The following is a 13,853-nucleotide window of genomic DNA, read 5'->3' as shown; positions in this document are numbered from 1 at the left end:
CCGGACGACGGCGCGGACGGCCGCGCCGACGGCGGCGACGGGTCCGCGACCGGCCGCGTGGACGGTGACGGCGCACCCGGAACCGGCCGTGCGGACGGCGACGGCACATCCGGCGACGGCACGTCCGGCAGCGACCACGCGGACAGCGGTGGCGAGTCCGAGGACGACCACCACACCAAGGTCACCGTCCTGGTGGCGCTCGCCGCCAACCTGGTCATCGCCGTCGCCAAGGCGGTCGGCGGCGTCATCGCGGGCTCGCCCGCGCTGCTCTCGGAGGCCGCGCACTCCGTCGCCGACAGCCTCAACGAGGTCTTCCTGCTGGCCGCGCTGCGCCGCAGCCGCCGCCCCGCCGACACCCGGCACCCCTTCGGTTACGGCAAGGAGCGCTTCTTCTGGTCGCTGCTCGCCGCCGTCGGCATCTTCGTCATGGGCGGCTGCTTCTCCTTCTTCCAGGGCGTCGAGGCCCTGCGCAACGGCGCCGACGAGGAGTTCAGCGGCTACGTGGTCGGTCTCGCCGTCCTCGGCGTGGCCCTGATCGCCGAGGGCGTCTCCCTGATGCGCGCGCTGCACCAGGTGCGCGCGCAGGGCGGCGGACTGGCCGGGCTGCGCGACCCCGCGCTGCGCACGGTGGTCGCCGAGGACGCCACGGCGGTCCTCGGTGTCACCCTGGCGCTGGTCGGGATGGCCCTGCACATGGTGACCGGGCAGGTCGTCTGGGAGGCGTCCGCCTCGCTGGCCATCGGCGTGCTGCTGGTCTACGTGGCCTACCGGCTCGGCCGGGACGCCCGCGACCAGCTGATCGGTGAGGCCGCCGACCCGGAACTGAGCGGCAGGATCCGGGCGCTGCTGCGGGCCCAGCCGGAGATCGACAGTGTCGAGGGGCTGTTCACCATGAAGATGGGCCTCGACTCCATGCTGGTCGCCGCCCGGATCGACCTGGTGCCGGGCCTGGACAGCGAGCGCGTGGAGGAGGTCTCGGTGCGCATCAAGCGGTCTCTGACCCACACGTTCCCGGACGCCGACCAGATCTTCCTCGACGTCACCGACCGGCCGGCGGGCCAGGCACACGAAAGCCCCGCCGCGACGGGGGAGCGCGGCGGGGCCTGACGAGCGGGTGCCCGGCGGGAAACGCGTCCACACTTCCCGGAACAGATTTTTCTGGATCGGGCCGCTTCCCGGCCGGAACCGGTACCCCGCCGGCACCCTCCCGTCAATCGCCGTCCACCGGCTCCAGCACGAAGACCGGGATCTCCCGCGACGTCTTCTCCTGGTACTCGGCGTAGGGCGGGAACGCGGCCACCGCCCGCTCCCACCACTCGGACTTCTCCGCCCCGGTGACCTCGCGGGCCCGCATGTCCCGCTTGACCGGGCCGTCCTGGAGCTCGACGCGCGGGTCCGAGACCACGTTGAAGTACCAGACCGGGTGCCGGGGCGCGCCGCCGACCGAGGCGACCGCCGCGTACCGGCCGTCGTGTTCGACCCGCATCAGCGGCGTCTTGCGGATCTTCCCGCTCTTCGCACCCCGGGTGGTCAGCACGATCACCGGCAACCCGGTGTCGCGCAGCGTCGTGCCCTCGGTGCCCCCGGACCTCTCGTACAGCTCCACCTGCTCGCGCACCCACTGGGTCGGGCTGGGCTCGTACTCGCCCTCAAGTGGCATGGGATACCTGTCCTCTTCGTCGGTCCAACGGATGTCCGTCACCGGCACAACACCGGTGATCGCGTTCTTCATCCCTACCTCGCGCGGCCGCCGTCGACGCGGATTACCTCGGAGGTCATCGCGCCGCCGCGCCCCCCGGGGCACAGTGGTCCCCGTCCCGACCACCACCCGTCCGGGGAGGCAGCCGCCCATGTCCGACGACCGCACCGCAGCGACCCGTTCCGTCGTCCTGGAACTCCTGCGCAGGATCGGCGAGGGCGACCCGCAGGCCGTCGCCGCCCTGTACGCCGACGACTGCGACTGGCGGCTGGACTGGCCGGAGGAGGAGCACGGCCGGGCCGAGACCCCGTGGATCCGGCACCGTTCCGGCCGCGCCGACGCCGCCGCGCACTACCGGGAACTGGCCGCCCACCACGTCCCGGAGCAGGCCGCCACCACCGTCGGGCAGATCCTGGCCGACGGCGAGGACGCGGTCGTAATGGGTGTCGTCCGGCAGACCGCCGCACCGACCGGCCGCTCCTACACCGCCCGCTTCGCCCTGCACCTGACGGTCCGGGACGGCCTGGTCGTACGGCACCACGTGTACGAGGACAGCCTCGCCGTCGCCCGTGCCTTCGCCCCCGGCACGGAGACCGCGCCACTGCCCTGAGCGGACAGCGGGCGCCGTCCGGGGGAGTATGGGACCGTGTCCGGTCCCCGTCCCCCGGACCCCTCGGATCCGGCCAGATCACGCACCGCGCCCAAGTGGCCGAACTTGGCGTCGACCTATAGATGCCCTGGGCATCTAATGAAGATCGGCACGACGCTCCCCTTCGTCTGCGAGGTCTCTTCCATGACGGAACTGACGGACACCACCGGCCCGGCCGTCCCGGCCGAACCCGTCGCCTTCCCCCAGGACCGCACCTGCCCCTACCACCCGCCCACCGGATACGACCCGCTGCGCGACGGGCGCCCCCTGTCCCGCGTCACCCTCTACGACGGCCGCGAGGTCTGGCTGGTCACCGCGCACGCCACCGCCCGCAGCCTGCTCGCCGACCCCCGCCTGTCCGCCGACCGCCGCCGCCCCGGCTTCCCCGAGGTCACCGCCCGGTTCGCGGCCGCCCGCAACCGCCGGGTGGCCCTGCTCGGCGAGGACGACCCCGAGCACCAGCGGCAGCGGCGGATGATGATCTCGTCGTTCACCGTCCGGCGCGCGGCCGAACTGCGGCCCTGGATCCAGCGGATCGTGGACGGACTGCTCGACGCGATGATCGCGCAGGGGCCGCCCGCCGAACTGGTCACCGCCTTCGCGCTGCCCGTGCCGTCCATGGTGATCTGCGGGCTGCTCGGAGTGCCCTACGCCGACCACGAGTTCTTCGAGGAGCAGTCCCGCAGGCTGCTGCGCGGTCCGACCGGCGAGGACACCGAGGAGGCCCGCCGGCGCCTGGAGGAGTACCTCGGCGGGCTGATCGACGCCAAGGCGAAGGAGGCCGAACCCGGCGACGGCATCCTCGACGAGCTGGTCCACCAGCGGCTGCGCACGGGGGAGCTGGAGCGCTCCGAGGCCGTCTCGCTGGCCATCATCCTGCTGGTCGCCGGGCACGAGACGACCGCCAACATGATCTCCCTGGGTACCTTCACGCTGCTGCGGCAGCCCGGCCGGGCCGCCGAGCTGGGCGCGGACCCCGCGCTGCTGCCCGCCGCCGTGGAGGAACTGCTGCGGATGCTGTCCATCGCCGAGGGGCTACAGCGGGTGGCGGTCGAGGACATCGAGGTCGCCGGCACCACGATCCGGGCCGGTGAGGCGGTGCTCTTCGCCACCTCGGTGATCAACCGGGACCCGGCCGTGTACGACGACCCCGACGCCCTGGACCTGCACCGCTCCTCCCGCCACCACATGGCGTTCGGCTTCGGCATCCACCAGTGCCTGGGCCAGAACCTGGCCCGCGCCGAACTGGAGATCGCCCTCGGCAGCCTGTTCGCGCGCCTGCCCGGTCTGCGGCTGGCCGCCCCCGCCGAGGAGATCCCCTTCAAACCCGGCGACACGATCCAGGGGATGCTGGAACTCCCCGTGACCTGGTAAGAGGCTGCACCCATGCACATCGACATCGACAAGGACACCTGTATCGGCGCCGGGCAGTGCGCGCTGACCGCGCCGGGCGTCTTCACCCAGGACGACGACGGCTACAGCACCCTCGTCCCGGGCCGGGAGGACGGCTCGGGCGACCCGATGGTCCGGGAGGCGGCCCGCGCCTGCCCGGTGAGCGCCATCACCGTCACCCCCTGACACCGCGCCCGGCCGCCCCGGCGTCCCGGGGCGGACCGGGGACGCGCGGCGGCGGAACCCAGTGCGTGCATGGCGTCGCGCGGCAGACGCGAACCGCCGGACGGGGCCTACCGCACCCTGCGGACGTACGCGGCGCTGCCCGGGGTGGACACGTCCCGGTCGCGGCGGACGATGCTGATCCGGCCCCCCCACCGGGCACGGGCCGCGCGCAGCCCGGCGTCGGTGTACTCGATGTCCACCACCCGGCCGTCGAACGCCTTGGCGTACACCCCGCACTCGTCGTACTGCCCGCACTCCTCCGACACCGCGAAGTCCAGCCCGGCCCGTCGGCGCCGGCCGGCCAGCTCCGCGGTGTTCTTCTGGGCGACGGCCAGGTGCCGGGCGTGCGCGTGCCGGGAGATCAGGGCCATGAACGCGGTGGCGTCGTCGGCGGTGAGCAGCCGGTGGGAGCGGGTGTAGCTGTCGTAGTTGTCGGGCTCGACGGCGTCGAAGCCCTTGCGGGCGCACTCGTCGATCCATGTGTTCACCCGCCGCGCCACCCGCTCGCGCCGACCGGGGGTGCGCAGGTCCAGCAGCGGCTCGTGCCAGTCCTCGTCGATGACGACGGCGCCGCGGGCGTCGCGCAGCAGCAGGTCCGCCGGCCACGAGGCGCGCTCGGCGGGCTGGGACTGGAAGGCGTTGACGTAGCAGATGTTGTACAGGCCGGGCGCGGGGGAGTCGGACCGGTCGCGGCTGACGATCCGCACGCCCTTCGGCGGGGGATAGGCGCCGCCGATCTGGTAGTCGAACCCGGCGGCGCGCGGGGGCAGCCGCGGCGCGGCCGGCTTCGCCGCACCGCCCTCCCCGCCGCCCCGGTGGCCGGGGGCGCAACCGGCCAGGGCCGTCACCGCGACGATCAGGGCCGCCGACAAGGCGCCCAGGGCCGGCAGGGGACCGGCGGCGCGCAGAACACCCGTGGGCAAGTCCGCTCCATCCTGCCCACGCCGGGCGGCGCGGCACGCTCAGGATCAAATCGCCCTCGCACCGGCGCCGTCAAGTCGGCCCCAGGCCACCGTCGTAGGCTCGTGGGTGATCATCCATCAGACGGCAGGAGCAGCAACGATGCAGTATGTGAAGCTCGGTTCGACCGGCCTGGACGTCTCGCGGATCTCTCTGGGCTGCATGACCTACGGGGTACCTGACCGCGGCACGCACGAGTGGACCCTCGACGAGGAGGCGTCCCGCCCGCTCATCCGGCAGGCGCTGGAGGCGGGCGTCAACTTCTTCGACACCGCCAACATCTATTCCGACGGGACCAGTGAGGAGATCGTCGGCAAGGCGCTGCGCGACTTCGCCGACCGTGACGAGGTCGTGCTGGCCACCAAGCTCAACGGCCGGATGCGGCCGGGACCCAATGGGGCCGGTCTGTCCCGCAAGGCGGTCATGAGCGAGATCGACCACAGCCTGCGCCGCCTCGGCACCGACTACGTCGACCTCTACCAGATCCACCGTTACGACCACTCCACGCCCGTCGAGGAGACGATGGAGGCCCTGCACGACCTGGTCAAGGCGGGCAAGGTGCGCTACATCGGCGCCAGTTCGATGTACGCGTGGGAGTTCTCCAAGGCGCAGTACACCGCCGAGCGGCACGGCTGGACGAAGTTCGTGTCCATGCAGAACCACTACAACCTGCTCTACCGCGAGGAGGAGCGGGAGATGCTGCCCCTGTGCGCGGACCAGGGTGTCGGCGTGCTGCCGTGGAGCCCGCTGGCCCGCGGCCGGCTCACCCGGGACTGGGGCACGGTCACCGGCCGCAGCACCACCGACGAGTTCGGCAGCCGGCTGTACCAGGAGGGCGACCGCGCGATCGTCGAGGCCGTCACCCGCATCGCGGCCGACCGGGGCGTCCCGCGCGCCCAGGTGGCCCTCGCCTGGCTGCTGCGGCAGGACACGGTGGCGGCCCCCATCGTCGGCGCCTCCAAGGCACGGCACCTGGAGGACGCGGTGGCGGCCGTCGACCTCGAACTGAGCGACGAGGAGGCGGAGGAACTGGAGCGGCCCTACACCGCGCACGCCGTGAGCGGCCACTGACCGTCGCGGCGCTCCCGTGCGGCGGGCGCCGCGCGCCGCACGGGCACGGGCGGGGAAAAGGAAGGAGAAGCCTTTCTTCGACGGTGCGTCAACAAGGAAATGCGGAAAAGGGAATACCGTTAACGGGAAGATCTCTTGTTCGGGTGTGTTGGGCCGTGTAAAAGTGTGGGCTGTCGGCGCGCGGGTACCCACATTCCGGTCTCTTTCGAGCTGCCCCGGCCCTCTTTCCGTACTCGTTGGTACGTACCTATTCCCGTTTTCGTGTCTGGAGGAATGCAGCCGTGCATGAGGCAGGCCCGTCGGACGAGCAGCTCGGTGCCGCACTGAGGAAATGGACGGGAACCTCGCCCGCGCTGCATCCGGTCGGCGAACTCCTCGACCGGCACTGGACGGCCGCCTTCGCCTACGCCCGGCTGTGCACCGACGGTCCGCGCGCCGCCGGGATGCTCACCACCGCCGCGTTCACCCGGCTCTTCGGCGCCTCCCTCCGGCAGACCGGGCCGACCTCCGCCTGGCGGCCCCACCTGCTCGTCGCGGTCCGCCGGATCGCGGCCGAGTGGGACACCGACGAGCGCCGCGACCTCCTCCACCCCGCCCTGCGCCCGGACGACGGCACGGGCGAGCGCGTCGCGGCCCGGATGCTGCCGCCCGCCGACCGGCGGCTGCTGTCCCGCGCGTTCCAGCGGGTGCCCGAGACCTCGCGCGCCGTGCTCTGGCACACCGAGGTGGAGGCCGAACCCCTGGCCGTGCCCGCCGCCCTGCTCGGCCTGGACGAGGAGGGCGCCCGCGTCGAACTCCGCCGGGCCCGCGAACGGCTCCGCGACGAATGCCTCCAGGCGCACCGCGAACTCGCCCCCGAGGACGAGTGCCGGCGTTATCTGCGCATGCTCGACGTGACCTTCCGGCGCGGCGGCACGGACGTCGACCCCGACCTGGGACAGCACCTGGCCCACTGTTCCCACTGCACCAGCACCGCCGACCAGCTCGACGCGTTCAACGCCGGGCTCGGCCCGGCGCTGGCCGAAGCGGTCCTCGGCTGGGGCGCCCACGGCTACCTGGAGTCCCGCACGACCCGCGCCGCCGTGCCGCCCCCGGCCGCCGCCGTCGTGGCCGCGGAGGAGCCCGCCGTCCCGTCGGGCGCCGGGTACGCCGCCCCGCCGGCCGGCGAGTCCTTCACCGGAGCCGAGCCCGGGCGACCGGCGGGACCCGAGCGAGCCGGAGCGCCCGCGGCACCCGCCGGCCCGGCCGCGCCGGGCCCCGCCGCCGGTCCCCGGCGGGCGGCCCGCCGGATACCGGGCGCCCTCAGGCGGGCGGCCGGACTCCGCGCCGCCACCGCTCCCCCCGGCGCGCCCGGGGCCGGCGGCACCCGGCGCCCCGCACGGCACCCCCACGCGGCGCCCACGGGACACCCCGCCCCCGCGGGCCCCGGGGCACGTACCGGCCCGGACGACCCCAAGGCCACTGGTTTCCCCCGGTCCCCCCGTTCCCTGCACCGCGCCGTCCGGCGCGCGCGGCGCCGGCAGCTCGGGGTGGCCGTGCTCGTCGCCGGCGGACTGGTCGCGCTCCCCCTGGTGCTCTGGGCGGTCCACGGCTCCGGAGGCACCCCCGGCCCCCGGGCCGCGGGCACGCCGTCCGGGACACCGGGCGGGAAGACCCCCTCGCCGGGCGCGTCCTGGGCCGGCGGGGGCGGCGGCGCCGGACAGGGCGCGCTCCACGGCAGGCTGCACAACCTCGCCTCCGGCCTGTGTGTCGGCATCGTCGGCAAGAAGGCCGTGCGGGGCGCCGAGACCGAACTCACCACCTGCTCCGCCGCCCCGGCCCAGCAGTGGACGTACGAGACGGACGGGCTGCTGCGCAACGCGGCCGCCCCCGACCTGTGCCTGGACTCCGGCCTCGGCTACTCCGTCCGCCTCGCCCCCTGCGCCGCCACCGGCCGGGCGGCCCGCACCATCCGGTACGACTTCACCCTCCGGGGCGCCCTGGTGCCCCGCTCCGACCAGGAGCTGGCCCTCACCCCGGCCGCCACCGACGGCTCCGGCGCCCTCGTGCTGAAGACCCGCGCCGCCGCGGGCGCCGGACAGCGCTGGTCCATCGACACCCCCCGGCCGGATCTGCGCATGGAGAACGTCAGCTGGGACGGCGACACCGTACCGGTCCCGGCCACACCGCCCGCGGGGCCCGTGGGCACGCCCGGTCCGACACCCTGAGGACCAGGGCCTCTCGTTCGGATCATGCCGGGCTCGCGGGGTCTCTGATCCGGCCCGATCCGAACGAAAGACCCTACGGCCCGGGCGGCGGGGGCGGGATCGTCCCCAGCTCCGGAGCCGGTCCCGGCCACACCAGCAGGACGGGGCAGGGCGCGTGGTCGACGACGAACCGGGCCGCCGGGCCGATGCTCCCCGGGCCGAGCCGGGACCGGTCCCCGTCCCGGGCCAGTACCAGCAGACCGGCCCCCTCCGCGGCGGCCACCACCTCCCGCTCGACCCGCCCCGACCGCTCCGCACGCGTACAGGGCCGGCCGAGGCGCTCGGCCGCCGCGTCGAGGAGCGCCGCCGCCGACGTGCCGCCGAGCGCCTCCAGCCGGTCACCGGGATCGCTCTCCCAGCTTCCGGCCGGGCGGTGCCCCCGCCGCCCGCCGCGTCCGAGCAGCCCGGCGAAGGCCCCGTGCGCCACCGCGGGCACGTCCGGTCCGCTCACATGGAGCAGCACCACCTCGCAGCCGTCCGGCGCGTGGGTGCGCACGGCGTCCACGCAGGAGGGCCAGGTCCCCTCGACGAGCCAGGCGATCACACGCATCCGGTCGTCCTCTCCCTCGGCTCGGTCCGCGCCCCTCAGAGAACCTGGAGCGACCCCCACAGTGCCACCACCGCGACGGCGAGGGAGGACGGCACGGCGATCAGCCCGAGCCGGGTGAACTCGCCCAGGTCCACGTCGTGCTCGTGCTGGTGCACGATCCGCCGCCACAGCAGCGTCGCCAGCGACCCGGCGTAGGTGAGGTTCGGCCCGATGTTCACACCGAGCAGCACGGCGAGGACCGCGCCCGGCCCGGCCGGCGCCGCCAGCGGCAGCAGCACCAGCACGGCGGGCAGGTTGTTGATCACATTGGCCAGTACGGCGGCCAGCGCGGCGGTCCCCAGCAGTGCCACCAGTCCGGTGCCGTCCGGCACCACACGCCCGAGCACGTCGGCGAGCCCGTTGTCGACGACCGCCCGCACCACGATGCCGAGCGCCAGGACGAACACGAGGAAGGCCGGGGCCGCCGCCCGTACCACCTCGGGCGCGGTCGCCCGCCCCCGCAGCAGCGACCGACCGGCCAGCACCAGCGCGCCCGCGGCGGCCACCCAGGCCGGCTCCACGCCGAACGCCGACGCCACCACGAACCCGGCCAGCGTGCCCGCCACGGTCACCAGCGCGAACAGGGGCAGCCGCGGCGTCGCGCCCGGATCGCGGTCCGCCGGGGCCGCCGCCGCGAGGTCCCGGGCGAAGAACCGCCGGAACACCAGGTACTCGACGCCGATCGCCGCCAGCCACGGCAGCGCCATCAGCGCCGCGAACCGGGTGAACGCCAGCCCGCTCGCCGCGAACGCGAGCAGGTTCGTCAGGTTGGACACCGGCAGCAGCAGCGACGCCGTGTTGGACAGGTGGGTGCAGGCGTAGACGTGCGGTTTGGGCCGTACGCCCGTGCGGGCGGCCGTGGCGAACACCACCGGGGTGAGCAGCACGACGGTCGCGTCCAGGCTGAGGACCGCCGTGATGGCGGACGCCAGCGCGAACACCGCGGTCAGCAGGCGCACCGGACGGCCCGCCGCCCACCGGGCCGTCCACGCCCCGCACGCCTGGAACAGCCCCTCCACGTCACAGAAGTGGGCGAGGACCAGCACCGCCGCCAGGAACCCCACCACGGGCCCGAGCCGCTCCGCCTCGGCCCGGGCGTGGTCGAGGGAGATCGCGCCGGACGCGATCGCGATCGCGGCGGCGGGCACCGCCATCACCGCCTCCGTGCGCCCGAACGGCCGTACGACCGCCCAGGCGAGCACGGCCACGAGGAGGACGACGGACAGGGCCTCGGCGAGCGCGGTGTTCAGGGCGGATCCTTCCGACACGGGTCACGGGGGGTGCCCGCCCATGAAAACAGACCGCTCCGACCGGCTAGGACGACCGGGTGCCCGCCGCGCCCAGGAACTCCGCCCAGCCGCCCGCCGGCGCCTGCCCGGGCGGCAGGGTGCGCAACAGGCGCAGCACCGCCGGGTCCTGCGCCTCCAGCCACGCCACGAGCTGTTTGAACGACACGAACCGCACGTCCTCGTGCGCGGCCATCTCGCCGATGGCCTCCTCCACGGCGTCCATGTAGATGCCGCCGTTCCAGCGTTCGAAGTGGTTGCCGATGAAGAGGGGGGCGCGGTTGCTCTCGTACGCCCGCCGGAAACCCGCCAGGTAGGTGTCGCGGGCCTGGGCGCGCCAGACGTCGTAGCGCGCGCGGTCCCCGAGGGGGTTGCCGCCGGACTGGTTGAACATCAGGTTGTAGTCCATCGAGAGGACCTGGGTGGAGTGGCCGGCGAACGGCAGGGACTGGAGCGGCAGGTCCCAGATCCGCCCGCCCTGGATCTTGCCGGGCCACACCTGGAGCCCGCCGGGGGAGCTGGCGTCGTAGGTCCAGCCGAGCGCGGCGGCGGTGGGCAGCAGGGCCGTGCGGCCCTCCAGGCACGGGGTGCGGCCGCCGGTCAGCTCCTTGCGGTAGTCGAAGGGCAGCGGGTCGAGGTCGGTGAAGCCGGTGTTGGTCCGCCAGGCGGTCACGAACCCCACCGCCTGCTCGATCTCACTGCGCCAGTCGGCCGGGGACCAGCGGCTCACGCCGGTGGGACCGCAGAAGTGCCCGTTGAAGTGGGTGCCGATCTCATGGCCCTCCAGCCAGGCCGCGCGGACCTGTTGGAGGGTGGCGTGGATGTGACGGTCGGAGAGGTAGCCGATGGCGGAGGCGCCCACCGGGTGCTGGGGCGGCCGGTAGAGGTGCTTGCGGGACTCGGGCAGCGTGTAGATGCCGCTGAGGAAGAAGGTCATGCACGCGTCGTGGTCGGCGGCCACCTTGCGGAACCGGGAGAACAGGCGATTGCTCAGTTCCCCGGCGCCGTCCCAGGAGAACACCACGAACTGCGGGGGCCGCGCCCCCGGCCGCAGCCGTACCGGCTTCGGCCGGCGCGGCTGGGCGCCGGTGTCGGCGGTGGAGCCGTCGCCGATCGGCCGCACGGGCCGGGCCTGCGCGGTGCCCCGGCCGTCCGCCGGTTCCGGCCCGCCGACCCGGAGGCCGGTGCCGGAGGAGCAGGCGGCCAGTGCCCCGAGGGCGCCCGCCGCCGCCCCCGCCGTCAGTATCCGCCTGCGTGGTATCCCGCTCATCGTCGTCCCCGAATCCCTGGTCAGGGCCCCTGGCGGGCCCGTTCGTCGTGCGGTCGACCGGGTTCGATGGCGGGCGGGCGGGGAAAGATCGCGGCGGACGGCGGCTGTTGCCGTCCTGTGACAGTCGTGGCACCCGCACGACGCACCCCGCCGTCCCGGGGGAGACGGCGGGGTGCGGGGGAGCGGGGTCGGTCAGGGGCCGGTGCCCGGGCTGAGCACGGTCAGACGGACGGACGAGGAGTTGCCGGAGACCGGCACCGGACCGCCCCGCCAGGTGGCCCTCAGCGGGTCGTGCTCGTCCGGCGGGGTGACCAGCAGGGCCACCGGGGTGGCCGTTCGGGCCTCGCTGATCGCCGGGTTGGAGAAGGTCAGCCCGGCCCAGGCGCTCTGTCCGGGCCGGAGCGTGACGGTGGCCGGGGAGCCCGGCGTCCGCGTCGGGTCGGGGCCGAGCTGGGTGCCGGAGCCGTTCACGAAGGCGGCGCCCGGATAGCCGTGCAGGGTGCAGGTCCGGGCGGAGGTGTTGGTGAGCACGACGGGGAAGTTCTCCTGACCGGCACCCGGATCGACGCGGCCCACGGCAGCCCGCAGTTCACCGGTGTGGCAGCGTTCGCCCGTCGCGGCCGGCGCGGTCGTGCGCGGGGCCGCCGTGGCCGTCGCCGGGGGCGCTCCGGTCCTGCCGCCGCCCGGGGACCCGGCCGTCCGCGACGGGGCCGGCGCGCCGGTGGCGGAGGAGGCCGCCGGGGAGGCGGGGCCCCGCGTGCTCTCCCGGGCGGGCGCGGCCGGACCGGAGGCCGTGACCGGCGGGTCGCTGTGGACGTCGGTGCCGTTGCCGCAGGAGGTCAGCAGCCCCAGCACGGCGGCCGTGACCGGCAGCAGGGCAACGCGCCGCGCGGGCCGGGGGGTGTTCACCATGTCGCTCACCACTCCAGGATCGTCCCGGCACGCGCGGGACGCGCGCCGTAGGCGCCGGATGCGCCGTCATCACCGTCCGATGCACGGGTCACCGGAAAAGTTCGGGGCACACCGGTATTTTCCCCCCGTCCCGGTCGCGACCGGTGTTTTCAGGCCACCCGCAGCGAGCGCAGTATCCCGTCGGTCGCGTCGTCGTCCCCGTGCTGGCGCACCTGCACGTACACCTGCGGTTGGTCCCGGCCGCCCGCCGGGACCAGCGCGGACTCGGTGATCGAGCCGCCGCCCGGGCAGCCGCTCCAGGCCCGGACCACGCCGTGCCAGGTGCCGCCGGTGAACGCGCGGGAGTCGGCGTGGCGGCAGCCGGAGTGGGTGAGCGCCCGCACCCCGGCGCCGACGTCGCCGTGCGCGCTGACCCCGACGAACACCCCGTCCACGGCGTCCGTCAGATCGGGCCACCGGGCCAGGTCGTCGGCCACCACCAGTCCCGGCTCGTGTCCCGCGGCCAGCCCGAGCGTGTGCGGGTCCCAGCCGGAGCCGCGCAACTCGCGGCCCCAGCCGGCCGGCACCCGCAGCGTCACCCGCCCGGTGGCGTCCGCGATCCGCACCCCGTCGTCCGCCGGGGCGCCACGATGCTGGAGGAGGACGGTCACCGTGACCGCGGCGGCCGTCGCGGCGAGGGCCGCGGCGAGGGCGAGGGTCACCGTGCCGAGCCGGCCGCGCATCCGGTCCAGCCGCCGCGCGGGCCGCGCCGCCGGGTCCGCCGCCAGCCGGTCCAGCTCGTCGGCGAAGGCCAGGGCGCCCGGCCAGCGCCGCTCCCGGTCCGGCTCCAGCGCCCGCAGCACCGCCCGCTCCACGCCCCCGGCCAGCCCCGGCCGCGACCGGCCCGGCGGCACCACCTTGCCCGGTGGTCCCGGCACCGTCCCGGTGAGCAGTTCGTAGCCGACCGCGCCGAGGCTGTAGACGTCGGCCCGCTCGTCGATGCCCTCGCCCGGCTCGGCCTGCTCCGGCGGCTGGTAGCCCGCCGAGCCCGCGGCCAGGGTCAGCACCGAGGCCTGCGCGAGGCTCTTGGCGAGCCCCAGGTCGGCCAGCAGCACCCGCCGGGTGCCGTCCGGGGCGGTGTGCAGCAGCACGTTGGTCGGCTTGATGTCGCGGTGCACGATGCCCGCCTCGTGCAGCGCGGCGGCGCCCCGCGCGGCCTGTGCCGTCAGCGCGAGCGCGTCCCGCACCGGCAGCGCACCGTCCGCCAGCAGATCGGCGAGGGTACCGCCGGCGGCGTACTCCATCACGAAGTACGGTCTGCCGTCGGGGAGTTCACCGATGTCGTAGACCTGCACCACCCGGCTGGAGCCGGCCTGCCGCAGCAGCCGTGCCTCGGACAGGAAACGCTCCCTGATGTCGAGCCGGTGCGCCCAGTTCTCGGCGAGCACCTTCACCGCCACCGGGGCGTGCAGCTCCGGGTCGTGGGCGAGCCACACCGTGGCGAAAGCGCCGCTGCCCAGCGGCCGTTCGAGGCGGTGGCGGCCGATCCGCTCCAGGGGGTGCATACGACTATCA

13 protein-coding genes are annotated in these 13,853 nt (G+C 74.8%); 6 read left to right on the top strand and 7 right to left on the bottom strand.

Annotation, left to right across the window (positions count from 1 at the left end; translation table 11 throughout):
- Positions 1-189 precede the first annotated feature (189 nt).
- The gene (locus tag ACIQVT_RS04345) at positions 190-1,107 is read left to right on the top strand and encodes a cation diffusion facilitator family transporter (protein WP_403747925.1); all 918 of its coding nucleotides are present in this window, start codon (positions 190-192) and stop codon (positions 1,105-1,107) included.
- A gap of 103 nt (positions 1,108-1,210) precedes the next feature.
- Here ACIQVT_RS04345 and ACIQVT_RS04340 read toward each other — a convergent pair whose 3' ends face one another.
- Positions 1,211-1,660 (bottom strand): nitroreductase family deazaflavin-dependent oxidoreductase, encoded by a 450-nt coding sequence (locus tag ACIQVT_RS04340; RefSeq protein ID WP_403747227.1) that lies wholly within the window; start codon positions 1,658-1,660, stop codon positions 1,211-1,213.
- 190 nt (positions 1,661-1,850) lie between these two features.
- Between ACIQVT_RS04340 and ACIQVT_RS04335 the strand changes: the two genes are divergently transcribed.
- From ACIQVT_RS04335 to ACIQVT_RS04325, 3 genes are all read left to right on the top strand, one after another.
- Positions 1,851-2,309 carry a nuclear transport factor 2 family protein gene (locus ACIQVT_RS04335; RefSeq protein ID WP_403747224.1) on the top strand — a complete coding sequence of 153 codons (459 nt, stop codon included), beginning with the start codon at positions 1,851-1,853 and terminating at the stop codon, positions 2,307-2,309.
- Positions 2,310-2,492: 183 nt separating this feature from the next.
- Entirely contained in the window at positions 2,493-3,722 is a 1,230-nt protein-coding gene (locus ACIQVT_RS04330) for a cytochrome P450 (protein WP_403747221.1), read from the top strand.
- Between the two features lie 12 nt (positions 3,723-3,734).
- Positions 3,735-3,926 carry a ferredoxin gene (locus ACIQVT_RS04325; RefSeq protein ID WP_403747218.1) on the top strand — a complete coding sequence of 64 codons (192 nt, stop codon included), beginning with the start codon at positions 3,735-3,737 and terminating at the stop codon, positions 3,924-3,926.
- A 107-nt stretch (positions 3,927-4,033) separates the two neighbouring features.
- On the opposite strand, the gene ACIQVT_RS04320 is transcribed toward ACIQVT_RS04325, so the two are convergent.
- The gene (locus ACIQVT_RS04320) at positions 4,034-4,855 is read right to left on the bottom strand and encodes an endo alpha-1,4 polygalactosaminidase (protein ID WP_403747916.1); all 822 of its coding nucleotides are present in this window, start codon (positions 4,853-4,855) and stop codon (positions 4,034-4,036) included.
- A gap of 172 nt (positions 4,856-5,027) precedes the next feature.
- Here ACIQVT_RS04320 and ACIQVT_RS04315 point away from each other — a divergent pair, with 172 nt between their 5' ends.
- Together ACIQVT_RS04315 and ACIQVT_RS04310 are read left to right on the top strand one after the other, a co-directional pair.
- On the top strand, positions 5,028-5,996 hold the full coding sequence (locus ACIQVT_RS04315) for an aldo/keto reductase (RefSeq protein WP_403747214.1): 969 nt from the start codon (positions 5,028-5,030) through the stop codon (positions 5,994-5,996).
- Positions 5,997-6,277: 281 nt separating this feature from the next.
- Positions 6,278-8,203 (top strand): ricin-type beta-trefoil lectin domain protein, encoded by a 1,926-nt coding sequence (locus ACIQVT_RS04310; RefSeq protein ID WP_403747211.1) that lies wholly within the window; start codon positions 6,278-6,280, stop codon positions 8,201-8,203.
- A 73-nt stretch (positions 8,204-8,276) separates the two neighbouring features.
- On the opposite strand, the gene ACIQVT_RS04305 is transcribed toward ACIQVT_RS04310, so the two are convergent.
- The 5 genes from ACIQVT_RS04305 to ACIQVT_RS04285 all read right to left on the bottom strand — a co-directional run bounded on the left by ACIQVT_RS04305 (position 8,277) and on the right by ACIQVT_RS04285 (position 13,843).
- A complete protein-coding gene (locus ACIQVT_RS04305) occupies positions 8,277-8,792 on the bottom strand; it encodes a universal stress protein (protein ID WP_403747206.1) in 516 nt (171 codons plus the stop codon).
- A gap of 35 nt (positions 8,793-8,827) precedes the next feature.
- The gene (locus ACIQVT_RS04300) at positions 8,828-10,099 is read right to left on the bottom strand and encodes an SLC13 family permease (protein ID WP_403747202.1); all 1,272 of its coding nucleotides are present in this window, start codon (positions 10,097-10,099) and stop codon (positions 8,828-8,830) included.
- A 46-nt stretch (positions 10,100-10,145) separates the two neighbouring features.
- Positions 10,146-11,387: a hypothetical protein gene (locus ACIQVT_RS04295; RefSeq protein WP_403747199.1), complete on the bottom strand. Its 1,242-nt coding sequence runs from the start codon at positions 11,385-11,387 to the stop codon at positions 10,146-10,148.
- Between the two features lie 192 nt (positions 11,388-11,579).
- Complete coding sequence (locus tag ACIQVT_RS04290; RefSeq protein ID WP_403747913.1) at positions 11,580-12,299, bottom strand: DUF4232 domain-containing protein; 720 nt, start codon at positions 12,297-12,299, stop codon at positions 11,580-11,582.
- A gap of 149 nt (positions 12,300-12,448) precedes the next feature.
- On the bottom strand, positions 12,449-13,843 hold the full coding sequence (locus tag ACIQVT_RS04285) for a serine/threonine-protein kinase (protein WP_403747194.1): 1,395 nt from the start codon (positions 13,841-13,843) through the stop codon (positions 12,449-12,451).
- Positions 13,844-13,853 lie beyond the last annotated feature (10 nt).

Origin of the sequence: Streptomyces sp. NPDC100445, from assembly GCF_044759735.1 — a bacterium.
Lineage (GTDB): Bacteria > Actinomycetota > Actinomycetes > Streptomycetales > Streptomycetaceae > Streptomyces.
Note: the sequence above shows the minus strand (reverse complement) of the source record. Positions and strands in the feature narration are given on the sequence as shown.

Excerpts from the sequence above, each read along its gene's own strand:
- ACIQVT_RS04315 (WP_403747214.1), top strand. The coding sequence starts at position 5,028 with ATGCAGTATGTGAAGCTCGGTTCGACCGGCCTGGACGTCTCGCGGATC.
- ACIQVT_RS04340 (WP_403747227.1), bottom strand. The coding sequence starts at position 1,660 with ATGCCACTTGAGGGCGAGTACGAGCCCAGCCCGACCCAGTGGGTGCGC.
- ACIQVT_RS04285 (WP_403747194.1), bottom strand. The coding sequence starts at position 13,843 with ATGCACCCCCTGGAGCGGATCGGCCGCCACCGCCTCGAACGGCCGCTG.
- ACIQVT_RS04325 (WP_403747218.1), top strand. The coding sequence starts at position 3,735 with ATGCACATCGACATCGACAAGGACACCTGTATCGGCGCCGGGCAGTGC.
- ACIQVT_RS04330 (WP_403747221.1), top strand. The coding sequence starts at position 2,493 with ATGACGGAACTGACGGACACCACCGGCCCGGCCGTCCCGGCCGAACCC.
- ACIQVT_RS04335 (WP_403747224.1), top strand. The coding sequence starts at position 1,851 with ATGTCCGACGACCGCACCGCAGCGACCCGTTCCGTCGTCCTGGAACTC.
- ACIQVT_RS04290 (WP_403747913.1), bottom strand. The coding sequence starts at position 12,299 with ATGGTGAACACCCCCCGGCCCGCGCGGCGCGTTGCCCTGCTGCCGGTC.
- ACIQVT_RS04295 (WP_403747199.1), bottom strand. The coding sequence starts at position 11,387 with ATGAGCGGGATACCACGCAGGCGGATACTGACGGCGGGGGCGGCGGCG.
- ACIQVT_RS04305 (WP_403747206.1), bottom strand. The coding sequence starts at position 8,792 with ATGCGTGTGATCGCCTGGCTCGTCGAGGGGACCTGGCCCTCCTGCGTG.